Below are 22,734 nucleotides of genomic sequence, written 5' to 3'. Positions count from 1 at the left end.
AACAGGTTCGGCCGCAGCCCGCTCGGTCAGGTTCTCCACCTTCTGCAACACCGTGATCGGCGCCAGCATCCCCGGCGAAAGACCGGGCCGTCTCCGCTTGCCGTACGCAGCGGCGAACTCGGCGTCGGCGAACAGTTCTGCTGGCGACGCCTAGTCCGCTGATCTTTCTGTTAGGACCTCTTACTCCGACTTAGCGACTAGGCGGGCGGGAAGCGGGGCCAGGGAGTAGTTGTCCCAGATGAAGGCGTCCATCTGGTGCTGGTCGGCGGAGAGATTGACCACCCGGTCGACCTTGCCGCCGGCGTTGAAGTGCCACACCAGTGCCCACAGGGTGTCGACCTTGCCGATGCCCTCGGTCGTCCAGCCGCGGTGGATGTCCACGACGTACTCCTCGTTGGCCTCCAGGAACAACGGGTCGGCCTGGAAGCCGGACCTGCCCAGTTCGGTGAAGAACGCCACGACCTCCTCCGCCCCGCGCTTGACGCCCGACAGGGGGTGGTGTCCAGGGATCGTCCACTCGATGTCATCGGCCAGCACCTCGCGGATGCCGGCCAGGTCGTGGGCGGCGTACGCGGTGAAGAACCTGCCGATGGCTTCGATCTTGCTGTCTTGAATCGTCACGGCCCAAGCGCCTTTCGTTAGGTGAGGCAGCCTCCTGGATGGGAGGCAGCGCAACAGTAATGCATGAAGTTATCTAAAGTAAATCGACGAATTACACCTGGTAGGCTGCCTTGCATGACGAACGAGGCGGTCGGCACGCGCATCCGGGAGCTGCGCCAGGAGCAGGGACTGTTGCAAGCGGAACTGGTCAAGCCCGGCCTGTTGTCGGCCGGTTACCTGTCCTTGATCGAGTCGGGCCGGCGTCGTCCGTCACCCGAGGTGCTGCGGCATCTGGCCGAACAACTCGGCACCACGTTCGATCACCTCGCCACCGGACGGCAGCCGGACCTGTGGCAAGAGACCGAACGCCGGCTCGCCTTCGCCGAACTGGCGCTCCAGCACGCCACTGCCGAGGACGCTCTGCACGAGTTCGAGGAGGTCTCGCGATCCGGCCCGCCCCCATACCACGCGCGGGCCGAACTCGGCCGGGCCTGCGCGCTGGAATTGCTGGGCCGCACCGAGCAGGCCTTCTCCACCTACGAAGCGCTGTGGAAGGCCACCGAGCCGGGCACCGCGCTGTGGGCCGAACGGGCCACCGACATTCTGCGCTGCAGCCGGGATCTCGGCGACTACGGCTATGCCGCCGACCTCGGGGAACGAGCGATGGCCACATTCGAGGATCTGGGCGTGCAATGGAGCGACAGCGCGGTGCGGCTGGGCGTCACCCTGGCCGGTGTCTACATCCACCGGGGCGACCTGGTGCGTGCCTCCAGACTGCTGCGACGCCTCATCGACATCTCCGACGGCACGGGTAGTCCGCTGGCCAGAGGCTCGGCCTATTGGAATGCCGCCGTCACCGCCCACTACCAAGGCCGCAGCGCCGACGCCAAGGCCTTCGCCGACCGCGCTCTGGCGTTGTTCGGCGAAACCGACCATCAGCGCAACCTGGCCGTGCTGCGCACCTTCTACGGCGAACTGCACTTGGACGGCGAACCCGCCGACCCAGGTCAAGCCCGTGAGTTCCTCCTGGACGCGCACGACCGGCTCACGCAACTGGCCAGCCCGGCGGAAATCAGCGAGTGCGAGACCTACCTGGCCCGCGCCGCGGTGCAACTCGGCGACCTCGACGAGGCGCTGCGCTGGGCGCTGGCCGCCCGCTCCCGACTCACCGCCGACGCGGCACCGGTGGCCGAGGCCGAGGCCTGGATCGCTCTCGGCATGGTTCACCTTGCGGCGAACGACTCGGCGCAGGCGGTCGCCGCTTTGACCGACGGGGAACGCGCGCTGGACCGCGCGACTCCAGGGCACTCCGTCGTCACCCTCTGGAACCGGCTGGGCAACCTGCACGAAGAACGCGGTGACACCATGGCCGCCCTGCGTGCCTACCGTCAAGGCATCACGGCTGCCGGCTACCGGCAGCCGTCACGCCCACTGACGCACATCTCGACCCAGCACATCTGATCTCTCTTCCTTCGCGTACATCAGCGGACCCAGCGCAGGTCCAGCCCGTCGTACCGACCAGCCTCATCGCGTGAAGGGCTGTTCACGAGTGGGTCTGACCTGGGATGCAGAGGGAGGTTTGAAGATCGCTTCCCGGCATGATATTGATCGTTTCCCAGGCGCCGCTCGTGCATGTTCGCCTGGCAGCGGTTCGCTGCGCTCGCGGGCGTATGATCACCGACCATGATGCGAGATGAGCCCGCCGGGTACCGGCGGTTTCTCGATGGCGTTGCTCGAGCGATGGCCGACGAGGACGACATCTGGCAGTTTCAGCTACTGGCGGGCGGGTCCACGCTGGTGGCCCGCGCCGCCGACGACGACGGAGCGGCGGTGGCGCTCATCGACGCGGGGTCGCTGAATGCGACAGTCGCTGTCGACGACATCGCGCGCCTGGCGGACCTCGCCGTGCAGGTGGGGGCAACGGCTTCGCAAGGGCGGCCCGCAGCGTTCGTATGCTCGCGCCGCACACCGACCGAAGACGCCGTAAAGGTCGCCTACCTGCGTAACCTGCGGATACTGAGCGTTCATCCAACGGGCGAGGACTCCTGGGGCTACGACTACGCCCTCCTGTCCCACCAAAAGATCACGCAGCCGCCGAACGCTCCCACGCTCAGCGAGCGGCAGTGGGAAGACGTACACCATGACATTCGGTACGCGGTCTTCTACGACGCCCAGCACATCCCGATCGCCTCATTCGCGGGGCTGAGTGCTCTGCTGGCCTGGCAAGAAGAGAACGACTTGGCTGGCACCGGGGGCTTGCGGCATTTCGACCTGCCCGCCGGGACGTTGATGGTCATTCCCGACCAGCCGCCTATACCCGTCGTCGGCGTGACCCTGCGGTTCCACAAGGAGACCCGCCCCCTACGGGCTGCAGGGGAGGAGGGTGCCTTCGCCGATCTCGTGACCGAATGGCTGTGGGGCTGACGAGTTTCCGGTCCATCAGGCGAGCCTCCGGTTCGTCATGAGCCTCGGCGGATCCGGCTCCGTACCCCTGGCGTGCTCTCCATCCGCCCACGGCAGGAAGCATAAGAACCGGTGCCGACCTCCGCCACCACGTCTCCCGAGACCCGCTTTCCGAGCGTAACGCGATAGGCGATCGCTTGGAGGCTGTCGAGCCAAATGACACTCGCTTCTGCCCGGATGTCCGGGTTCTCGGGGCGGCGGAGGGAAGGCTCGACCATGCCGTCGATGTCATCACGGCGTCCTGCGCAAGGTTCGGCGCCGTCATCAGGGCGCCGAGGTGGTGCCCGGCCACAGCCGGGCACCGAGCGCGGTCTCCAGCAGGGCGATGGTGGCCACGTCCGGCCAGGACCGCCCGGCCAGCAGGTCGGCGATGGACTGGCGGTTGAAGCCGCATCAGCAGCTCGGCCAGGAAGCCGAGGTAGCTCATCTGGTCGCGCGGGGCAGCGGCGGCCAGCTCGACGAACTGGCTGCGGATGGTCGGCAGCCTCAACCGCTGGCAGGCCTGATAGGTGGAGGCTTCGGCCGCTTCCTCGGTCAGTCCGCGGCGGTGAAAGGCGGTCATGGCAGCTCTCCCTCGGGTCCGGGCCGTCCACTAGTGTGGCGGCGCAGCAGCTGGTCATAGACGGCCACCGACGGCAGCGGCCGGGTGTCAGGCGGCAGCTGGGCCAGCCGGCGGGTGGTCAACGACACCACCGCCGGTTCGTCTAGCCAGGCCAGCCGTTCCGGCCGGGGCGGCGGCGGGCCCGCCTCGGGGCTGTCGTCTGCTTGGGCGATCTTGCGGGCCTCTAGCGCGACGGCGTCGGCGGTCAGCGCGCCCGCCTCGAGGGCGGCCGCGAGCCCGGCCACCACGTGTCGATGCTCCATCCGCCGGTGCAGGAGCAACACGTCGATCAGCGCCCGGGTGCCAGCGGCGTCCCCGTGCTGTCGTTACGCAGAGTTACTATGGGGCTCATCGCACGAACCCGAGCGGAGGGCCCTGAAGGGCGACACCGTGCCACGCCAGCCAAAGAAGACGCTGGACAGGGCGTAGTAACGGTAACTGCGGTCACCAGGTACACGCGAACGCGCCATGCCTGATCAAGTTGAGCGTTGATCAGCGTTGCCTGCGTCCGTCGTGTCAGCACCTTTCCTTGGCGCTGGTAGGGCGTGTGGGCCCTGGCCGTGCAGCCGGTCCATTTCCCGCCATTCGGGCCGCAGGCCCGTCAGGCTTGTGGTGAGCGCGTATGCCGCCCCGCCTGCGAGCAGCACCGGTGCCAGCCCCGCGGCCGCCACCGCTACCCCGCCCACCAGTCCGCCGATCGGGATGCCGGCCCAGGCGAGGGAGTCCGACAACGCGTTGACCCGGCCCAGCAGGCGCCGCGGCACCCGCTCGTAGGAGATCGCCCCAAGGATCGGGTTCAGGAATCCGCCGGCGAACCCGCCGACCGCGAACACCGCTACCGTGGCCCATACCGGCGCGTCCACCGCCAGGATGAGGAACCGCGACGGTCCGGCGAGCAGGAACGCCACGAAGAACACCGGCCTGCGCCGCATTCGGTGCGCCATGGCGGCCGCGACCAGGCTGCCGCCGACGGCCGTCAACCCCATCACGCTGCTGTTCAAACCGACCACGGCGGCGCCGTGGTCGGTCTCCTTGGCCCATACGAACACGAGCACCTGGCTGAATGCCGCGTCGAGCAGGTTGGTGACGCCGACCATGACGACCACGGAGAGTAGCAGCGGTTCGCCGCGCAGGAACGCGAAGCCCTGGCCGAACCGCCGCCAGTACCCCTCCTTCACCTCCTGCGCCGGCGCGCGGTGCCCCATGCCGCGCGGTAGCGCCCTTGCCACGATCACGGAGCCGAGCGCGAAGCAGGTGACGCTGATGCCCAGGCTGGCCAGCGGCCCGAGTAGCGCCACCACCGCGCCCCCCGCCGCGGGCCCCACCGTCTGGGCCAGCCGCTCGGTCACGCCCATCAGCCCGGTGGCGCGCTCCAGCGGCACCCGCCCGCGCTCGGCCGCCTCGGGAACCATGATCTCCTTGGCCAGGTCTCCTGGACCGCGGGCCGCGCCGACCACCGCGACCAGGGCGATCAGCGCGCCCAGCGGCAGCAGATCCAGCGCGTGCAGAAGGACAACCGCCCCGGCCGCGGCGGCGCTCACCACGTCGCCGACCCACGAGATCCGGCGCGGCCCTACCCGATCGACCAGCGGTCCGGTCAGTGCCTTGACCAGCACGTACGGGGCCATCTCCGCGAAGGCCACCGCCCCCGTCTGCGCCGCGCTCCCGGTCGTCGTCAGTACGAACCAGGGCAGCGCGATGGCCGACACCCGCGTGCCGGTCAGCGACACCGTCATGGCCGCGAGCAGGCCGGCCATCGGGCGTAAGGACCCGCGCGATCCCATCACGCGCCCTCCGGCAGTTCGGGCAGGAGCTGCGTGATCAGCGAGACCCGCTCGGCGCCCTCGGGCGCCGCCTCGCCGGGCATGTCGCGGCGGTAGCGGGAGATGACCTCTTCCAGTTCCTCGCGTAGCCGCTGCCCCTCCTCCGGGGTGAGGCGCAGCGTGATGGAGCTGAGGTCGAGCACGCGCCGCCACTGTCCTGGCATGGTCTGCAGCTCGTTCAGCGTTCGCTGGGTGCGCAGGTTGTACAGGGCGGCGATGGATTGCATGTAGGCCAGCACCGCCTCGGGCTCCCGCTCCGCCAGTTCGTCGTCGCTGAGACGGGTGATGTGGTGGATCGAGCGCCACCAGCGCTCGCGGGCGTTGCCGCGCTCGGTGTCCTCCTCCACGAATCCGGCGGTGCCGAGCCTGCGCAGGTGGTAGCTGGCTGTGCCTGAATTCACTCCCAGGCGCTCGGCCAGGCGGGTGGCGGTGGAGGGGCCGTGTCTGCGCAGCAGGTCCACGAGTTGCACCCGTACCGGGTGGGCCAGTGCCCGCAGGCCTTTGGCGTCGAGGGCGACCACGCTCTCGTGGGGTTTGGTCATGTCTCGAAGCCTAGTCTGCCAACACTTCTTCGCAAACACTCATTTGCGAAGAAGTGTTGGCAGACTTCGCTGTAGTCCTGGGGAAATTCTGGTCGGATTTGCCTGACCTGCAATGATGTACGGCTCTGTAGCGGCGGTGTCGATTCGGTTACAGCGTGAATCATGCTCGACGACAAGCCGGAGCTCGATGGCGGCGCGGGCGGCCGGCCGTTGTGGACAGTGGGCGATCGAGGCGCTGAAGTCGTCCGGACGGTGCTGCGCAAGGCGAGACGGCGGGAGTTCGGCGAGCGTCATGGTGGGTTCGTCGTTGAGGGTGGAGGCGATGGAGCGCCGTTCCTGGTCGCCTGCGCCGACGGTGCTGAGGTTTCGCCCAGGAGCTCACGCGGTACGAGGCCGACCTGCAGCTCGGGTGCGCTGCGCCCGGCCTGTGCGAGATGCTGCAAGGCCGAATGGCGGAGCTGGTGCAGCGTCCATCCTTGCCGGTGCGGATCGAGCTTGGCCGTGGCGGTCTTGAACAGGTACTCGGCGCGCGGGTAGCACAGCCGACCGCGTCTGGTGACGGGGTCGATGGCGCCGCCGCGTCATACTCGCGGTGACCACTCCAATGACCCGACATGTCATACTGCGCACCGAATGAACGGTCTCGATGGCGGGATCGACGGAGAGGTGTCGTGTGGAGCTGCGCGATATTGAGATCTTTCTGACCCTTGCCGAGGAACTGCACTTCGGCCGCACGGCAGAGCGGCTCCACGTCTCCGTGGCGGCGGTCAGCAAGGCGATCAAGAAGCAGGAACGCAGTATCGGAACGGAGTTGTTCGCGCGCAACAGCCGCGCCGTCATGCTCACGCCCGCCGGCCAGCGGCTCCGCGATGACCTGCGCCCGATCTACCAGAGGATCCACGAAAGCCTGGGACGGGCCAGGTCGGCCGCGCAGAACAAGACCGACGTGCTGCGGCTGGGCATGCTCAGCACCAACACCACCGAGCTCCGTCCCCAGTTCGACTTGTTCACGGTCCGGCAACCGACCTGCGAGATCCAGCTCCGCTATGTCGGCTTCAGCGATCCCTTCGGCCCCCTGCGCGCCGGGGAGATCGACGTTCTGCTCGCCTGGCTCCCGGTCGAGGAGCGCGACCTCACCGTGGGGCCGATCGTCGCCACCGAACTCCCCGTGCTGGCCGCGTCGGCCGACCATCGACTGGCCGGGCGGCCCTGGGTGTGTTACGAGGATCTGGGGGACGAGATCGTCATGGGCGGTGCCAAGCCCGGCTATTGGCGCGAAGCTCTCGTCCCCGCCCGGACTCCAACTGGACGTCCCATCCGGATCGGCCCGATCGTCTCCACCGGAGAGGAGATGCTCCCCATCCTGGCCGCCGGCGAGGCTGTCTCACCCGTCTACGGTCACTCCACCCGCTACTACGCGCGACCCGACCTGGCCTATGTGCCCATTCGCGATGCGCCACCTCTGCGTTGGGCGCTCATCTGGAGTACCGCATCGGAGAACAACCTCATTCGTGCCTTCGCCCAGGCTGCTCGCGAGGTCGGCGAACGGACGTTCTAGTGTCATCCGCCTGAAATTCGTCGGCAATATCTCGCGAGGGATTCGAGGATTTCCTCGGCGGTCTTGGTCCAGACGAACGGCCCATCGCTGCAGCACCGCCCGCTCGGCCTCCGACACCGTCAACTCCGCTTTGGGCCGGCCCGTGCGCGCGTTGTCGGCCAATGCCTCCTGCCCGCCCCGCGCGAAAGCCGCACGCCACTTGCGCACCGTGCTCTCGGCAAGGCCCAGATCTCGCGCCACCTGTGCGGTGCTGATCCCCGGCCCCACACACGCCAGCACGATCTTCGCCCGGACCGCCACCCTCGACGACTCCGCTGACATGCCGATCAGCCGAGCGCGCTCACTCTCCGACAAGTAGATCTCCACTGCGGATGGTCTATGGCCGCCATGGTGCTGCCGGTCAAGGTCGCAGTGGACAGCTCGAAGAGTTCCTACGCGCCAAGCGGGAGGCTCTCGTCCCTGCTTGGCAGCTTGACAACAAGATCGAGGCGACGGCGTGCCATACGGGCTGGTGTGGCGCAGCGAGGCGGACAACGACATGATCCGCGCCCTCGCTCTCGCCCGCGTGGTGCGTGAGCTGGGAGCGCTGCCCGGCTGAGACCGTCAACCGTGGGTTAACGACCGTTGCGATAGTCGCCGTTGATCTGCAGCACTGCCCGGCGTGATGCTTGATCCATCCAAAGAACACGCCCGTCGGGAGGTAAATCGGGATATGTCTTTTTCTGGTGCTGTGGCGTGAACATCGTCTCTTCCGCTGTATCCCTGACCGTCGCCGACCCGGCCGCTTCCAGCCGGTTCTTCACCAGTCATCTCGGCTTCCGCGAAATCCTGGCCGGTGAGGAGTTCATCGCGCTGGGCCGTGACGACGCCGCCGTCGACCTGGTGCTGGTGGGGCGCGACCCGGAGCGGTGGCAACCGGGACAGGGACTGGCAGAGGTGATCGTGGTGTTCACCGTCACCGGCCTGGCCGCCGAGTACGAGCGGCTGCGCGGTGAGGGCGCCACCATCACCATCCCGCTCCGGCGGGAGCCGTGGGGTGAGCTGCTGATGCAACTCACTGACCCCAACGGCGTGGCGATCCAGCTCGTCGAGTGGATTTCCCCGATCACGGGCTGATTTCCGACTGACCGACCAGGTCGTGTCGTTCACCGTCACCGGCATCACTGCCGAGGCATGCGTGTCGTGTCAGCGGCCGCGTCAGTACGGCGACGGCTCGGTATCAGAGCGGTCGGAGATGGTGGACGCCATGAGCGGCTCAGCGTTGCGGCCGCAACGCCGGATGCGACTTCCTCGGGCGACCGACCTGGGCAATCCAGACACCCGGGCACCTGCAGGACCGCATTCCACCTCGGTCCGTCGAAGTGAATTTTCTCATTGGTTCAAAGGAGCATGCAGTCATGTCCGTCACCCTTACCGAACAAGACAAGTTCACCTTGCGCACCGCCGCGTGGGGCGCCGTCTCGCTGATGACCGCCGCTGGTGCCGCCGGCTCTCCCCACAAGGCCGCCACCGAAGGCTCCATCGCCCTGACCTCCGCGACCGGCCTGGTCGGGCACGTGCTCACCAAGGCGCCCAAGGGCCTGAACAGCAAGTCCACCGCCGCACTGGCCGACCAAGTACTGCCGGCCCTGACGGCAGCCATGAGCCTGCTCAAGAAACAGGCTCCCGAAGAAGCCGACAACTTCCGCCGCACCGTCATCGTCGCCGTCGAAGCGGCCAACCAGCCCCAGAAGGGCGAGCCCAGCCCCACCATGGCGGAGATGGCCCGCAAGATCACCGAGGCTCTCGACGCCGCTCCGGCCACGCCAGGGGCAGCCGCCCTGGACACCGGTGTGGCCGTGCCGTCAGCCGCTGCCGGGCAGGAGCGCCCGGAGTTGCAGAAGCTCATCCAGGAGATGGTCGATTCCGGTTTCGTCGGGGTGACGCTGCGCGTGCACGACGATCGGGGCGAGTGGGTCGGCAGCGCCGGGGTGGGCGAGCTCGGCGGGACCGAAGAGCCGCCGACGGACGGGCACTTCCGGATTGGCAGCAACACCAAGACCTTCACCGCGACCGTGGTGCTGCAGCTGGTGGCCGCGGGTCGGTTCGAGCTGGACGATGTGGTGGCCGATTATCTGCCTGAGTTCGGGCTGGACCGGCGGATCACGGTGCGGATGCTGTTGCAGCACACCAGCGGGGTGTTCAACTTCACCGGCGACTACTACCCCGAGTACGTGCCGGGGATCGTCTTTCAGGGCCGGGAGTGGGTGGAGGGCCGGTTCCGCACCTACCGGCCGGAGGAGCTGGTGCGGCTGGCGTTGTCCAAGCCGGCGAGGTTCGAGCCGGGCACCGACTGGAGCTACGCCAACACCAACTATGTGCTGGCCCGGCTGCTGGTCGAGAAGGTCACCGGCCGCTCGCTGGGCGAGGAGATGCGGCGGCTGATCCTGGGGCCGCTCGGGCTGTCGGGGACGGTGGTGCCGGATACCTCGACAGACGTGCCCGAGCCGCATGCCCACGCCTACTACCGGTATGAGGAGGACGGCCAGGAGCGAGTGGTCGACGTCACCCGCCAGAACCCGTCCTGGATCTCCACCGGCGGTGACATGATCTCGACCACCGCCGACCTGGCCACGTTCATCTCCGCGCTGGTCGGTGGCAGGCTGCTGCCTGCCGAGCTGCTGGCCGAGATGTGCACGCCGGAATCGAAGGCGGGCTATGGCCTGGGGGTGTTCGTGCAGGATGTGCCGGGCGGCGGCACCGTCATCACGCATAACGGCGGCATCACGGGCCACGCGGGGCTGATGTACAGCACCCCCGACGGCGGCAAGACCCTCACCGCCGCGCTCAACTACGTCGATGACGCCACACTCTCCATGGCAGCGGCGTTCCAGGAGGGGACGCAGAGGCTCGTCCAGGAGGTGTTCGGCGGCGGGCAGACCGGGCCGGCCGACGCGGCCGAGCCCGCCGGATAGATGCCGACGAGCACCGTTGGCGGGCCTGGGACGTGCCGGTAGGCGAGCTGATAGGCAACGCAGCCGCCTACCTACCACCCGGGCCTCCCATCCCGATCCCACACATTCCGTTTGACCCGCAATGCTCGGCGAGCTGTTCGCCCGAGCGCGACATCAGAGACGAGGAACATGAACAAGCAATCCCCACCAGCGGTCACGGTGACCCGGCCGCGTGGCATGGTCTTTCGGCGCGTGGCGGTTACGGCGCTGGCGGCCGCCCTGCTGGCCGGGACGGCCACCGCCGGAACAGCCGCTGCGGACAGCGGCGTGGCCGTGCCGAAGGCCGCTGCCGGGCAGGACCGGCCGGAGCTGCAGAATGCCATGCAGGCGTTTGTCGATGCCGGTTTCCTTGGGGCGCAACTGCGCGTGCACGATCAGCGGGGCGAGTGGGTCGGCAGCGCTGGTGTGCGCAAGCTAGGCCAGACCGCCAAGCCGCCGACGAATGGGCGGTTCTGGGCGGGCAGTGTCACCAAGACCTTCACCGCGACCCTGGTGCTGCAACTGGTGGCCGCGGGCAAGATCGGGCTGGACGCCCCGGTGGCCGGCTACCTGCCGAAGCTTGGGCTGGACCGGCGGATCACGGTGCGGATGCTGCTGCAGCACACCAGCGGGCTGTTCAACTACGCAGGCGGGGAGACCTACGACGACGGGACGTCCGTGCCGGGGCTCCCCGCCACCGGCGACGAGTGGCTGGTCAACCGGTTCCGCTCCTACACGCCGGAGGAGCTGGTCCGGTTCGCGTTGTCCAAGCCGGCGCGGTTTGAGCCTGGGACGGACCAGAGCTACGCCAACACCAACTACACGCTGGCCTTGCTGCTGATCGAGAAGGTCACCGGCCGCTCGTACTCCGAGGAGCTGCAGCGGCGGATCCTGCGGCCGCTCGGGCTGCGGGACACCGTGGTGCCGGGCGATCGGACCGAGCTTCCCGGGCCGCACGCCCACGGCTACTACCGCTACCAGGACGCCGGCCAGCAGAAGGTGGTCGACATCAGTCGCCAGAACCTCTCCCTGCTGGCCGGCGCAGGCGACCTGATCTCGACCACCCGAGACCTGCACACGTTCATCTCCGCGCTGATGGGCGGCAAGCTCCTGCCGAACAACCTGCTGGCCGAGATGCGCAAGCCGTACGGGAAGTACAACTACGGCTTCGGGCTGTTCGTGCAGGACCTGGGCCCGAACTGCGGCACCGTCTACCAGCATAACGGCAGCCCTCCGCACGGCTACGGGGCGCTGATGTACAGCTCGCCCGACGGCACCAAGACCTTGACCGCCTCGGTGACCTGGGTGGACGAGGCCACAAGGGGCCCGGCCAAGGACTTCCAGACGCTGGTGGACAGTCTCGTCAAGGAGGTGTTCTGCGGCGGGTCGGCCGGGGCGGCTGAGGAGGCCAAGCAGGCTCGGTAGACAGGGCCGAGCATCGCGGCCCGTACGTGGCGGATGCTGCTGCGGCGCTGCTTCACCATCGTCGGCGATCGCGGGCAGGCCAGGCATGGGTTCACCGAGTCGTGGCAGGAACGGCCGCGGCGTCCTGCCCGGCCTCGTCGTGGCGGCCCGCCATGACGAGGCCGCCGCCGTCAGTTGGGCGAGTTACGGCGGATCTCGTCAGGCCAGGCGAGCGGCACGCCGAGGGCGTTCGCCAGAAGGTCCTGGAAGCGGGCGAGATCGTCCCGGCGCACCTGGGCCGGCGTGAGACCGGAGTCCGCGCAGTACGCGGCGAGTGCCCCCGAGGCCTCGCCGATCGACCACTCCACGGGGTGCAGCCGGTAGGCGCCGTTGGCGATGTGGGTGGTGCCGAGGTTCTTGTTCGCGGGCAGGAGGTTGGAGACGGTGGCGGGGATGAGCGCGCCGAGCGGGATCTGGAACGGGTAGGAGGGGATGTCGACGTAGGTACGGCCGTTGGCCGACGGGTGCAGGTCGATCCGGTAGTAGCCGATGCCCACACTGTCAGGGAAGACCTCGGAGCCGGCGCCGGGGCCGCGCATGTCGCGGCCGATGTGCGCCTCCGTGACCCGGAAGAGCGGCTCGATGCGCCGGGACTCCCGGATGTACGGCTCCTTCGCCAGCCCGTCAGAGGTGCCGAGCACGTCACCGCGCAGCAGCAGCTCCGGATAGCCGCGCCCGCCCCCGGCGCGCGGGGCCTCGGTCTGCATCCAGTGGATGAAGGACAGGGTCAGGTCGCGGGCCCCCCGCAACGCCCTCTCCCGGGTGGGCGCGTCCACGCCGAGCAGCGGCAGCTCCCAGTAGTCGGTCTGCGGCCAGTTGACCAGCGTGATGTCACCCCCGGTGTAGGTCTCGTCGAGCTGGGCGCTCGCCAGGATCCTGCGGTAGTGCCACAGGCTGCGGTCGTCGTGGCGGGCGGCCTCCAGCGGGTTGCGGAGGAAGAGGGGACGGTCACGATCGGCCAGCGTGATCGGGTGCACGTCGATCCAGGACAGCTGGGAGCCCGGCCACCGCTTGTCGACGGTGTCGCGCCAGTAGCGGTAGCCCTCCGGCTCGTCGATCACGTGCGACTCGCCGTGCCGGTACTCGACGGCCGCGCACCAGGTGATGGCCTGCTGGTCCATCGGGTCGGCTTCTAGGGGCGCGTGCAGCTCGCCGGTGTCGGCCTGCGACTCGGCGCCGATCACGTGCGGCAGACCGGCCAGCTCCAGCAGGTCTCCGAGTTCGGTCGCGTCGAGCACGAGCCTGCCTGCCAGCTCGCGCAGCTCGCCCGTGCGGCGGTCCCGTACGGTGACCGAGGTCACCCGGTCGCCGTCGCGGGCGGCGGCCACGGGGTCGTGCTCGCGCAGCACGTGCAGCTGGCCGTTCTCCACCCACGGCGCCAGCATGTCCTCCAGCACGGACGCGGCGACCCGGGGCTCGTGGCAGAGCGCCGAGACGAAGCCGCGGCCGGGGTTGAGCCGCGCGTCGGCGCGGGCCTGCAGGGTGAGGGGGTAGTGGCGGCGGTAGTGGTCGCGGACGCGCTCGCGCAGGTCGCGGTAGCCGGCCGAGACGAGGTCGCCCTCGATCCACGGATGTTCGTCCGGTGGCACGCCCTGGCTGGTGAGCTGCCCGCCGAGCCAGTCGCTCGTCTCGGTCAGGATCACGGTCCTGCCGAGGGTGAGCGCGGCCCTGGCTGCGGCGACACCGCCGAGACCGCCGCCGATGACCAGGATGTCTGCAGTGTGGTTCACGGAGCCCCGAATCGTGGTGATGGTGGAGAGAACGGGCGTTCAGCCCTTGATGCCGCCCTCGGACAGGCCCGCGATGAAGCTCCGCTGGTTCAGCAGGAACACCACCATGACGGGCAGGGTGACGAGGATGGTGGCGGCCATCAGCGCGCCGTATTTGACGTCGCCGGTGGAGGCGAAGGTCGTGATCGCCAGTTGTACGGTCTTGCTCCTGGCCGACATGGAGGTCACCAGCGGCCAGAGGAAGTCGTCCCAGACGCCGGTGAAGGAGAAGACGGCTACCAGGGCCAGCAGCGGCCGGGCCAGCGGGAGGTACACGTTGAAGAAGATGCGTAGCTCGCCGGCTCCGTCGATGCGGGCGGCCTCGCCGAACCCCCGATCAAGCCCGGCGAAGTACTGCCGGGACAGGAAGATGTTCATCGTGCCGACGAGATACGGCAGGAGCAATCCGCCCACCGAGTCGAGCAGGCCGCTTCCGCCCTGGCCCAGGATGTCGTTGCCACCGGCCAGCGGGAAGTTCTTGGCCATGAGGAAGAGCGGGATGAGGGTCACCGACACAGGGATCGCCACGGTGGAGATCAGGACGTAGAAGACGACCTTGCTACCGGGGAACGGCAGGTGGGCGAAGGCGTATCCGGCGATGACCGGCACGACGCAGTTCACGGCCACGGCCACGACGGTGACGATGGTCGAGTTGGCGAACGCCTGGCCGAGGTCGGCGGCCTGGACCGCGGTCCCGAAGTTGGCCAGCGTCGGGTCGTCGGGCACGAACCCGATGCCGTCGATGGCCTCGCCCTCCGGCGTGAACGCCAGCCTGAGCATCCACAGGAACGGCAGTAGCACGATGCCGGTGACCAGCGTCAGCAGGAGGACGCGGGGCCACGTCCGCGACGAGTTCATGCCTTCCTTCCCTGGCTGAACCTGATCGAGATGATCGACAACCCCGCGATGAAGGCGAACAGGACGAAGGCCATGGCCGACGCGCTGCCCATCTGGTTGTACTGGAACGCCTCGGTGTAGATCAGGTAGTTGACCGTGGTCGTGCTGCCGTACGGGCCGCCCTGGGTCAGGACGAAGATCTCGGGAAAGCCCTGGGCCAGGTAGATGATGTCCATCGCCAGCACGTACGTGAGCATGGGCCGCAGGCCGGGCAGGGTGACCGCCCGGAACTGCTGCCAGGCGTTCGCGCCGTCGACGCGGGCCGCCTCGTAGAGGTCGCGCGGCACGGTCTGCAGCCCCGCGAGCAGCAGCACCATGTTGCTGCCCAGCGCCTTCCACACGCGCATCGCCGAGGCCGCGTTGAGCGCGGCGTCCTCACTGACCAGCCAGCGCTGCTCGGGCAGGCCGAACATGCCGAACAGCTCGTTGACGACCCCGTTGTCGGAGTAGATCCACAGCCAGATCATGCTGACCGCGGTGAGCGAGACGATGTGCGGGACGTACATCGCGGTACGGAAGAAGCCGACGCCGCGGAAGGGACGGTTGCAGAGCATGGCCAGGCCGAGCGCGATGACGACGGTGAACGGCAGTACCTGCAGCACGTACCTGCCGGTGACGAGCAGGGCGCTCCCGAACTCGGGGTCGGCCAGCAACGTGCGGTAGTTGTCCAGGCCGATGAACTCGGGGCCTGACCTCTTGAGCGGGCTGTACTTGCTGAAGCTGAGGACGAGGCCGTACAGGACCGGCCCCAGCTGGAAGATCACCACATATAGGGCGGCGGGCAGCACGAACAGCACACCGAACAGGGCCGGGCGGCTCCGCAGCCAAGGCCGCGGAGCCCTCACAGCCGCTTTCGCGATGGCGGGCCGGTCAGGAGCTCGAAGCAATGATCTTGTCCATTTCCGCGGCTGCCTGCTTCAGGGCCTCGGCCGGGGGCGTCTTGCCGTGCAGCGCGCGCTCCAGGGCCTGGCCCATCGCGTCACGCATCTGCACCCAGCCGGGGACGTTCGGGTTGCCCTTGCCCGCGGGCAGGGACTCGACGGCCTTCTTCAGCTCCGGGGTCTTGGAGATGTAGCCGGAGCCGACGGCCGAGGCGCGGGCAGGCAGGACCCCGAGGGCCTCGGCGTAGGTGGTGCTGGTCTCGGACTGGAGCATGTTCGTGATGAAGGCCCAGGCCTGGTCCTTCTGGTCACTGTCCTTGTTGATCATCAGGCCGTTGGCGGCGCCGCCGAACGACTTCGCCTCGTGGCCCTCGACCGAGGGCGGCGCCATCAGGCGCAGGTCCCGGTCGGGAGCGGCGTCCTGGTACTTCTTGATGTCGCCCGAGCTGCTGAGCTGCATGGACGCGTCACCGGTCGCGATGGGCTGCTGCGCGTGGGGTGAGCCGCCCCATTCGGCGCCGAGTGTGTTGTCCACGGCCTTGTCGCCCTGGTAGAGGCCGGTCATGTACTCCAGTGCGGCGGTGGCCTCCGGCGAGGTGAGGGCCGACTTCTTGCCGTCGGGGGTGAGGAAGTCGCCGCCGAACGACCACAGTAGCGTGGCGTACGACTGCTGGATGGAGATCGGGTTGGTCGGCATGACCAGCCCGGCGCGGGTGATCTTCCCGCCCTCGCGCTTGGTGAGCTTGTCGGCCGCGGCCTTGACCTCCGCCCACGTCTTGGGCGGAGCGTCGGGGTCGAGCCCGGCCTCCTTGAAGTCCGCACCGCTGTAGACGATCATCCGCAGCGTCATGATCAGTGGCGCGATGTACTGCTTCCCGCCGACCAGGCCGCCGTCCAGCGCCGACTTGAGGTCCTCGCGGTCGGTCGCCGACAGCTTGGCGACGTACGGGGTCAGGTCCTCGATGCGATCGTTGGCCGCCAGGTCGGCGGCGGCGGCGACGCCGTGGCCGATCACGTCGGGCGCGGTGCCCGCCGCGAAGGCGGCGTTGAGCTTGGGCGACATGTCCGCCCAGTCAACGTAGGTGATCTCCACGTCCGTGCCGGTGGCCTTCTCGAACGCCGGCACGATGGTCTCGTTGACCAGCTTCATCTCCGCCTCGGCGTTGCCCGGGAACCACACGGTGAGCGGGCCGCCGCCGGCCTTGGTCTCGGATGGAGGTTCGCCGCCGCAGGCGGAGAGGGCCATGGCGGTCAGGCAGCCGACCAGGGCAGCCGACATCGATTTCTGGGCTGGTCTCATCGTGAGGTCCCTCGGGGTATCGCGGACAGATGAATAGGGGTGGAGGTCAAAGAGGGCGGGCCAGCGTGGCGCCCGGCTCGAAGCCGCAGGCCAGCCGCTCGTGGTGGGTGAGCTCGCGTCTGCCGTCCAGCACGTCGAGCAGGATCTCGACGGCGCGGGCCCCGATGGCGCGCAGCGGGACGGTGATGTGGGTCCAGGGATGCGCCGTGGAGCCGCCGACCGTGTCGAGGCCGACGACGGAGAGCCGCTCCGGGATGGGCACGCCCGCGGCGGCGCAGATCACCGCGAGCTCTTCCAGGTGCGTGGTGCTCTCGACCACGAGCACGGTCGCGCCCGAGGCGAGCACCCGGTCCAGCCAGGCGCGGTCGAGCGCGCCTTGGTCGGCGGAGATCTCCTCGACGATGGCCGTGCCGGTGGCGGCGCAGGCGGCGACGAACGCGTCGTGGCGCTCGATCCGCGGCTCGGCCCTGCTGCTCAGGCCCAGGTAGGCGGCGCGGCGATGGCCGTGCTCGTGGACGCTCATCACCACGTCGGTGACGGCGGTGCGGTAGTCGGCGGTGACGTACGGCATCAGCGTGGCGGCCTTCTCGCGCCGGCCGATGAAGACGAACGGGAAGCCCTCGGCCGCCAGCCGCGCCAGCTCGTCGTCGTGCTGGTCGAAGCCCAGGATGACCGCGCCGTCGGCGATGCGGAGCCGGTTCTGCCCCTCGCGGAAGATGCTCGGGTCGGCGCTGCCCTCCTGGTGCATCGAGGTGAACAGGACCAGGTCCTGCCCGGAGCGGACGGCCTGCCGCTCAATGCCGATCATGAACTCGTCGTAGTAGGACTCCTTGCTCGTGGGGAAGAGCCGCTCGTACGTGTGCACGCCGATCAGCCCGTTGCGCTGTTTGCGCAGAGCCCGCGCGGTGACGTTGGGGACGTAGCCGAGTTCTCTGATGGCCGCGAGGACCTTCTGCTCGGTCTCCTTGTTGATCCCGTGCTCGGCGGTCCTGCCGTTGAGCACGAGCGACACCGTGGTCTGCGACACTCCAGCAAGCTTGGCGATGTCACGCTGCCGGGGGGGTGGAGACATCGTGGATTCACCTTCTAATCCGAATTAGGTGGGATGCTAGGGGTGACTTCCTGCACTGTCAAGGACTCCGGGTATCCCCCCTTGCACTAATCAAGATCACCATCTTAGAAGCGGATCTAATTTGTATTAGATGCCTTGACATGAGGGATCGCCTCTCTCGACATTTGTCCGGTACGAGAGAAGGAGATCACCTTGAGCACAGGCCTGAACCGCCGCCGGTTCCTGGGCTTCTCGGCGGGCGGAGCGGCCGCCGTCATGCTGGGCACCGGCTGGTGGGACACCGCCTCGGCGGACACCCCCAAGCTCTCCGGCCACCCGTTCACCCTGGGCGTCGCCTCGGGCGACCCGGCTCACGACAGCGTGGTGTTATGGACCCGGCTGGCGGTCGACCCGCTGGCCGCCGACGGCAAGGGCGGGATGCCGGACGCGACCGTCCCGGTGCAGTACCAGGTGGCCGAGGACGAGAACTTCGCCGACGTCGTCAAGGCCAGCGTCGCCTTCGCCACCCCTGAGCTCGGCCACTCGGTCCACCCCGAGGTGCACGGCCTCCGGCCGCACCGCCACTACTGGTACCGCTTCCGGGTCGGCAACGAGATCTCGGCCGCCGGACGGACCAGGACCGCCCCCGCCCCCGGCAGCATGCCGGACGCCCTGCGCTTCGCCTACGCCTCCTGCGCGAACTGGGCCGCGGGCCACTACACCGCCTACGGCCATCTGGCCGACGAGGACCTCGACCTCGTCGTGCACCTGGGCGACTACATCTACGAGTTCGGCATCACGACCGCTCGCGGCATCCGGCTGCCCTCGCACTTCGCCACCGAGTGCGCCGACCTGACCCGCTACCGGCTCCAGTACTCCCTGTACAAGACCGACCCGAACCTCCAGCGCGCCCACGCCGCGTTCGCCTGGGTGAACACCTTCGACGACCACGAGGTCGAGGACGGCTACGCCGGCGACCGCTCGAAGCCGGACACCGAGCCCGACCAGGACCCCGCCGTCTTCCTGCGCCGCCGCGCGGAGGCGTATCAGGCCATGTACGAGAATCTGCCGCTGCGGCACACCCAGATGCCGGCCGGGCCCGACATCCGCATCCACCGCAGGATCTCCTACGGCTCCCTCGCCGAGTTCACCATGCTCGACACCCGCCAATACCGCTCCGACCAGCCGTGCGAGGGCTCCTCCACGACGTGCGACGGGCGCTTCGACCCGAACGCGACCATGCTCGGCGCGCCGCAGCGCGAATGGCTGTTGAACGGTCTCGCCACCTCGTCCTCCCGCTGGCAGATCATCGGCAACCAAGTTCCGATGGCCCAGACCGACCGCAACCCCGACCCCGCCGTGACCGAGGTCTGGGGCGACCCTTGGGACGGGTACGTGGTCGAGCGCGACGCCGTGCTCTCCACCGCCCCCGCCGACAACCTGGTCGTCATCACCGGCGACCGGCACAGCAACTACGTGATGGACCTCAAGACCAGCTACACCGACCCCGGCGCGCGCGTCGTCGGCACCGAGTTCGTCGGCACCTCCATCACCACCGGCGGCAACGGGGCCGACACCCTGCCCGTCGGCGACGGCTACCTGGTGGCCAACCCGCACATGCGGTTCTGCAACTTCCAGCGCGGCTACAGCCGGGTCACCGTAACCCCGGACCAGCTGAGCAACGACTTCCGGGTGGTGCCGTACGTCAACCAGCCCGGCGCTCCAGTCAGCACCAGAGCCACGTTCGTGGTCGAGAACGGAAATCCGGGGGCCCACATTGACACCGTTTGACCTGCTGATCCCGCTGCCGCTGCGGGCCGAGCGGCTGCCCGGGGCGTACGAGCTCGGCCCCGGCACCACGATCGGCGCGGACGGCGAGGCCCGCGAGTCCGCGTGGCTGCTGCACGACACGCTGGCGGGCGCCGACCTGCGCGCTCCGGTCGGGTCGGCGTCGCAGCCGTCGTCGATCACCCTCCGCGTGGACGGCTCCGGACCTCTGGAGGGCTACACGATCACCGTTACCGGCGACGGGGCGGAGCTGGTGGGCGGCACCGCTGACGGGCTGGCGCGGGCGGTGCAGACGTTCCGGCAGCTCCTGCCCGGCGCCACGCTGCGCAGCGCGGGCCCTGCCGCCCCGATCCGGATCGAGGGCTGCCGCGTCGAGGACGAGCCGCGCTTCTCCTGGCGCGGCGTGCACCTGGACGTGGCCCGGCACTTCATGCCCAAGTCGTTCGTGCTCAAGCTGATCGACCTCGCGGCGCTGCACCGGCTGAACGTCGTCCACCTGCACCTGACCGACGACCAGGGCTGGCGGTTCGAGGTGCCGGGACGCCCCCGGCTCACCGAGGTCGCCGCCTGGCGGCCGGAGACCCTCTCCGACGGGACGCCGCACGGCGGCTACTACACGCTCGACGACCTGCGGGAGATCGTGGCGTACGCGGCCCGGCGGCACATCACGGTGGTGCCGGAGGTGGACCTGCCCGGCCACATGCAGGCGGCCCTGGCCGCCTACCCAGAGCTCGGCAACACCGGTCGGCCGATCGAGGTCATGCGCGAATGGGGCATCTCCGAGCACGTCCTCGCCCCCGGCAAGGAGGCGCTCGCGTTCACCCGCGAGGTGATCGACGTGCTGCTCGACGTCTTCCCTGGGCCGTGGGTGCACCTGGGCGGCGACGAGTGCCCGCGTACGGAGTGGCGCGAGAGCGGCGCCGCCGCCGCGCTCGGGCTCGGCTCCGCCGACGAGATCCAGAGCTGGTTCATGCGCGAGCTGCACTCCTACGTGACCGGCCGCGGCCGTAAGGTCGTGGGCTGGGACGAGGTCATCGCCGACGGCGGCATGCCGGCCGACACCCTCGTCATGGTCTGGCAGGACGCCGGCATCGCCGTCGAGGCGACGCGGGCCGGGCACGACGTCGTGATGTGCCCGAAAACGGTCGCCTACTTCGACCACTACCAGTCGGACGACCCCGCCGAGCCGCCGGCCCACGGCGGGCTGACCACGGTCGAGGACGTCGCCGCCTGGGAGCCCGTACCGGCGGGCGCGCTGCCCGGCAAGGTGCACGGGGTGCAGGGCCAGCTGTGGACGGAGCACCTGCCGACGCCGCAGGCCGTGGAGTACATGGCGTTCCCGCGGCTCAGCGCGCTGGCCGAGGCGGGCTGGACGGCGCCGGAACGGCGCGACGCGGGCGACCTGCTGCGGCGGCTCCGCGGCCACGGGGCCAGGCTCGACGCGCTCGGCGTCAACCACCGGCCGCTCGAAGGCCCGCTGCCGTGGCAGCGCCGGCCTCGCGCGGCGGGCGCGGGAGCGCGGCGGCCTGCCGCCGGATGACGCCGCCGGGGCCGGTGGCGCGCCGGCCTCGCGCGGTGAACGTCGGGGCGCCCAAGCTTCATGCCGTGGACGTCGAGGCGCCCCGACCCCTTCGGCTGTCAGGGGACGGCCAGGCGGCAGACGACGCTGTCGTCGGCGAACAGGTCGAGCGAGCGCAGCAGCGTGTGGGCCATCGCGCGATGGCCGTACAGGTTGGGGTGGCAGCCCTGGGAGATCCAGGCTTCCATGATCCCGCGCTCCGCGGCCTCCCGCCAGACGGCGGCGTGGTCCACCAGCGTCAGCCCGCGCTCCGCGGCGATCTCCCTGATCACGGTGGTGTAGGCGGGCAGGTGCGGCAGGACGTGCGCGGACGCGGTGGGCATGCTCCCGTTGGGCGTCTGCGCGACGAACACCGGCTCCCCGCAACGGTCGACGACCTCCTGGTAGCGCGCCCGGAACGGCTCGACCCCCGCCGCCTCGTTGCGCGTGTCGTTGAAACCGACGCCCACGACCACCACGTCAGGGCGGAACCGCAGCACCCGGTGCTCGAGGTCGCCGGCGACGTCGTCGATCGTGGAGCCGCCGACGGCGGTGTTGACGATGACGTCCCTGTCCCGCCGCAGCTCCCAGCGGATGCGCTCGGCGAAGAGCTGGGTGTAGTCGCGGTGACCGTGTAGGTGCCGCACGCCCGCGGTGACGCTGTCGCCGGTGAAGAGCCAGGTGATGGGGGTTTCCCGGGACAACATTTCCGTCCAAAAAGTCATGCGAAGATCATACCGATTTATACCCATGTATGGTTATATGCGAATATCGGCGGCGAGGTTCTTTCCCAGCCCAAAGGAACGCCGGCCAAGGGAGCGCCAGCTCCAGCCTCCCAGTGAACCGGCCACCACCCTGGTCGGCGAGCCACTGAATCCGCGCCACCTGCTCCCCGTCCCTGACGTGCACGTGCACGGTGTGATCCCGAGACAACGCCTGCTGGTAGAGATCCCGCGAATTAACCGAGCGCGTGAGAAAGGCGTATTTCTCCGAGACGCCCTCCAGGGCCGCCTCAGGAACCGCGAGCCACGCACCCAGATCCCACCGGACAGCGGCAGGCTCGGCCCCCAGAGCCGCGACGAACGGCTCCACGCGATCCAGCGGACGGCACCAGTCGAACACCCGGATCGGCAGGCAATCCGCAAGATCATCACCGGCCTCGGCCGAACCGTGCTCCTTCCCCGCCACCGACCACCACTCGAGGCCCGGCAGCACTGCGCCTGCCGAAAATTTCATCCATGCTGGTCAAGCGGCATGTGAGTACTCGTGGAGGACGCCGCCGAGCCGGTCTCGTCGGCGTATGTTCAGGTCGATGATTCGCCCCGGGTCTGTGATCGGGTTCGAGGTGGGACGCAGCGGGGCTGCTTGGTTTAGAGTGCGTTCCGCGAGCTGATGTCCCTTTCGTCGTTGGGGTTGGGTTAGGCCTGCTGGTCGGAGACCCGCCGTTCGGACTATGGGCGCGGCTGG

General features: G+C 69.0%; 19 protein-coding genes and 1 pseudogene. 8 read left to right on the top strand and 12 right to left on the bottom strand.

Annotated features, from left to right (window positions below):
* Positions 1 to 180: 180 nt before the first annotated feature.
* Positions 181 to 621, bottom strand: a complete 441-nt coding sequence (locus AB0J09_RS15975; protein WP_360690505.1) for a nuclear transport factor 2 family protein — start codon at positions 619 to 621, stop codon at positions 181 to 183.
* Between the two features lie 114 nt (positions 622 to 735).
* Between AB0J09_RS15975 and AB0J09_RS15970 the strand changes: the two genes are divergently transcribed.
* On the top strand, positions 736 to 2,061 hold the full coding sequence (locus AB0J09_RS15970; protein WP_360690503.1) for a helix-turn-helix domain-containing protein: 1,326 nt from the start codon (positions 736 to 738) through the stop codon (positions 2,059 to 2,061).
* Between the two features lie 222 nt (positions 2,062 to 2,283).
* Positions 2,284 to 3,024, top strand: coding sequence for a hypothetical protein (locus AB0J09_RS15965; protein WP_360690500.1), 741 nt, complete (start codon positions 2,284 to 2,286; stop codon positions 3,022 to 3,024).
* 597 nt (positions 3,025 to 3,621) lie between these two features.
* Here the strand turns inward: AB0J09_RS15965 and AB0J09_RS15960 are convergent.
* The 3 genes from AB0J09_RS15960 to AB0J09_RS15950 form a co-directional block, all read right to left on the bottom strand.
* On the bottom strand, positions 3,622 to 3,948 hold the full coding sequence (locus AB0J09_RS15960) for a hypothetical protein (RefSeq protein WP_360690497.1): 327 nt from the start codon (positions 3,946 to 3,948) through the stop codon (positions 3,622 to 3,624).
* A gap of 192 nt (positions 3,949 to 4,140) precedes the next feature.
* Positions 4,141 to 5,421: an MFS transporter gene (locus tag AB0J09_RS15955; RefSeq protein WP_360690494.1), complete on the bottom strand. Its 1,281-nt coding sequence runs from the start codon at positions 5,419 to 5,421 to the stop codon at positions 4,141 to 4,143.
* 26 nt (positions 5,422 to 5,447) lie between these two features.
* Positions 5,448 to 6,029 (bottom strand): helix-turn-helix domain-containing protein, encoded by a 582-nt coding sequence (locus AB0J09_RS15950; protein ID WP_360690491.1) that lies wholly within the window; start codon positions 6,027 to 6,029, stop codon positions 5,448 to 5,450.
* 673 nt (positions 6,030 to 6,702) lie between these two features.
* On the opposite strand from AB0J09_RS15950, the gene AB0J09_RS15945 reads away from it, so the two are divergent.
* On the top strand, positions 6,703 to 7,587 hold the full coding sequence (locus tag AB0J09_RS15945) for a LysR family transcriptional regulator (protein ID WP_360690488.1): 885 nt from the start codon (positions 6,703 to 6,705) through the stop codon (positions 7,585 to 7,587).
* Between the two features lie 99 nt (positions 7,588 to 7,686).
* On the opposite strand, the pseudogene AB0J09_RS15940 reads toward AB0J09_RS15945, so the two are convergent.
* Positions 7,687 to 7,908, bottom strand: a pseudogene (locus AB0J09_RS15940) (helix-turn-helix domain-containing protein); the annotation flags it as partial.
* A gap of 414 nt (positions 7,909 to 8,322) precedes the next feature.
* On the opposite strand from AB0J09_RS15940, the gene AB0J09_RS15935 reads away from it, so the two are divergent.
* The 3 genes from AB0J09_RS15935 (at position 8,323) to AB0J09_RS15925 (ending at position 11,984) form a co-directional block, all read left to right on the top strand.
* Entirely contained in the window at positions 8,323 to 8,703 is a 381-nt protein-coding gene (locus AB0J09_RS15935) for a VOC family protein (RefSeq protein WP_360690486.1), read from the top strand.
* A gap of 281 nt (positions 8,704 to 8,984) precedes the next feature.
* Positions 8,985 to 10,541: a serine hydrolase domain-containing protein gene (locus AB0J09_RS15930; RefSeq protein ID WP_360690484.1), complete on the top strand. Its 1,557-nt coding sequence runs from the start codon at positions 8,985 to 8,987 to the stop codon at positions 10,539 to 10,541.
* Positions 10,542 to 10,709: 168 nt separating this feature from the next.
* Positions 10,710 to 11,984 (top strand): serine hydrolase domain-containing protein, encoded by a 1,275-nt coding sequence (locus AB0J09_RS15925; RefSeq protein ID WP_360690482.1) that lies wholly within the window; start codon positions 10,710 to 10,712, stop codon positions 11,982 to 11,984.
* Positions 11,985 to 12,154: 170 nt separating this feature from the next.
* Here AB0J09_RS15925 and AB0J09_RS15920 read toward each other — a convergent pair whose 3' ends face one another.
* From AB0J09_RS15920 to AB0J09_RS15900, 5 genes are all read right to left on the bottom strand, one after another.
* Positions 12,155 to 13,753: an FAD-dependent oxidoreductase gene (locus AB0J09_RS15920; protein ID WP_360690480.1), complete on the bottom strand. Its 1,599-nt coding sequence runs from the start codon at positions 13,751 to 13,753 to the stop codon at positions 12,155 to 12,157.
* A gap of 39 nt (positions 13,754 to 13,792) precedes the next feature.
* Positions 13,793 to 14,650 carry a carbohydrate ABC transporter permease gene (locus AB0J09_RS15915; RefSeq protein WP_360690478.1) on the bottom strand — a complete coding sequence of 286 codons (858 nt, stop codon included), beginning with the start codon at positions 14,648 to 14,650 and terminating at the stop codon, positions 13,793 to 13,795.
* Positions 14,647 to 15,486: a sugar ABC transporter permease gene (locus AB0J09_RS15910; RefSeq protein ID WP_360690476.1), complete on the bottom strand. Its 840-nt coding sequence runs from the start codon at positions 15,484 to 15,486 to the stop codon at positions 14,647 to 14,649. The genes AB0J09_RS15915 and AB0J09_RS15910 overlap by 4 nt, the downstream gene beginning before the upstream one ends.
* A 73-nt stretch (positions 15,487 to 15,559) precedes the next feature.
* Positions 15,560 to 16,870, bottom strand: a complete 1,311-nt coding sequence (locus AB0J09_RS15905; protein WP_360690474.1) for an ABC transporter substrate-binding protein — start codon at positions 16,868 to 16,870, stop codon at positions 15,560 to 15,562.
* 46 nt (positions 16,871 to 16,916) lie between these two features.
* Positions 16,917 to 17,942: a LacI family DNA-binding transcriptional regulator gene (locus tag AB0J09_RS15900; protein ID WP_360690472.1), complete on the bottom strand. Its 1,026-nt coding sequence runs from the start codon at positions 17,940 to 17,942 to the stop codon at positions 16,917 to 16,919.
* A 192-nt stretch (positions 17,943 to 18,134) separates the two neighbouring features.
* Between AB0J09_RS15900 and AB0J09_RS15895 the strand changes: the two genes are divergently transcribed.
* Both AB0J09_RS15895 and AB0J09_RS15890 read left to right on the top strand, forming a co-directional pair.
* A complete protein-coding gene (locus AB0J09_RS15895) occupies positions 18,135 to 19,712 on the top strand; it encodes an alkaline phosphatase D family protein (RefSeq protein ID WP_360690470.1) in 1,578 nt (525 codons plus the stop codon).
* Positions 19,699 to 21,249 (top strand): beta-N-acetylhexosaminidase, encoded by a 1,551-nt coding sequence (locus tag AB0J09_RS15890; RefSeq protein ID WP_360690468.1) that lies wholly within the window; start codon positions 19,699 to 19,701, stop codon positions 21,247 to 21,249. Before AB0J09_RS15895 ends, AB0J09_RS15890 begins: the two co-directional genes overlap by 14 nt.
* Positions 21,250 to 21,347: 98 nt before the next feature.
* Here the strand turns inward: AB0J09_RS15890 and AB0J09_RS15885 are convergent, their stop codons facing one another.
* Together AB0J09_RS15885 and AB0J09_RS15880 are read right to left on the bottom strand one after the other, a co-directional pair.
* A complete protein-coding gene (locus tag AB0J09_RS15885; protein WP_360690466.1) occupies positions 21,348 to 21,992 on the bottom strand; it encodes a GDSL-type esterase/lipase family protein in 645 nt (214 codons plus the stop codon).
* A 7-nt stretch (positions 21,993 to 21,999) separates the two neighbouring features.
* Entirely contained in the window at positions 22,000 to 22,503 is a 504-nt protein-coding gene (locus AB0J09_RS15880) for a hypothetical protein (RefSeq protein ID WP_360690464.1), read from the bottom strand.
* Between the last annotated feature and the right edge of the window lie 231 nt (positions 22,504 to 22,734).

This window comes from Nonomuraea sp. NPDC049784, assembly GCF_040659615.1.
Taxonomy (GTDB): Bacteria; Actinomycetota; Actinomycetes; order Streptosporangiales; family Streptosporangiaceae; genus Nonomuraea.
Note: the sequence above shows the minus strand (reverse complement) of the source record. Positions and strands in the feature narration are given on the sequence as shown.

Excerpts from the sequence above, each read along its gene's own strand:
- AB0J09_RS15925 (WP_360690482.1), top strand. The coding sequence starts at position 10,710 with ATGAACAAGCAATCCCCACCAGCGGTCACGGTGACCCGGCCGCGTGGC.
- AB0J09_RS15965 (WP_360690500.1), top strand. The coding sequence starts at position 2,284 with ATGATGCGAGATGAGCCCGCCGGGTACCGGCGGTTTCTCGATGGCGTT.
- AB0J09_RS15885 (WP_360690466.1), bottom strand. The coding sequence starts at position 21,992 with ATGACTTTTTGGACGGAAATGTTGTCCCGGGAAACCCCCATCACCTGG.
- AB0J09_RS15930 (WP_360690484.1), top strand. The coding sequence starts at position 8,985 with ATGTCCGTCACCCTTACCGAACAAGACAAGTTCACCTTGCGCACCGCC.
- AB0J09_RS15950 (WP_360690491.1), bottom strand. The coding sequence starts at position 6,029 with ATGACCAAACCCCACGAGAGCGTGGTCGCCCTCGACGCCAAAGGCCTG.
- AB0J09_RS15915 (WP_360690478.1), bottom strand. The coding sequence starts at position 14,650 with ATGAACTCGTCGCGGACGTGGCCCCGCGTCCTCCTGCTGACGCTGGTC.
- AB0J09_RS15880 (WP_360690464.1), bottom strand. The coding sequence starts at position 22,503 with ATGAAATTTTCGGCAGGCGCAGTGCTGCCGGGCCTCGAGTGGTGGTCG.
- AB0J09_RS15905 (WP_360690474.1), bottom strand. The coding sequence starts at position 16,870 with ATGAGACCAGCCCAGAAATCGATGTCGGCTGCCCTGGTCGGCTGCCTG.
- AB0J09_RS15970 (WP_360690503.1), top strand. The coding sequence starts at position 736 with ATGACGAACGAGGCGGTCGGCACGCGCATCCGGGAGCTGCGCCAGGAG.
- AB0J09_RS15900 (WP_360690472.1), bottom strand. The coding sequence starts at position 17,942 with ATGTCTCCACCCCCCCGGCAGCGTGACATCGCCAAGCTTGCTGGAGTG.
- AB0J09_RS15955 (WP_360690494.1), bottom strand. The coding sequence starts at position 5,421 with ATGGCCGGCCTGCTCGCGGCCATGACGGTGTCGCTGACCGGCACGCGG.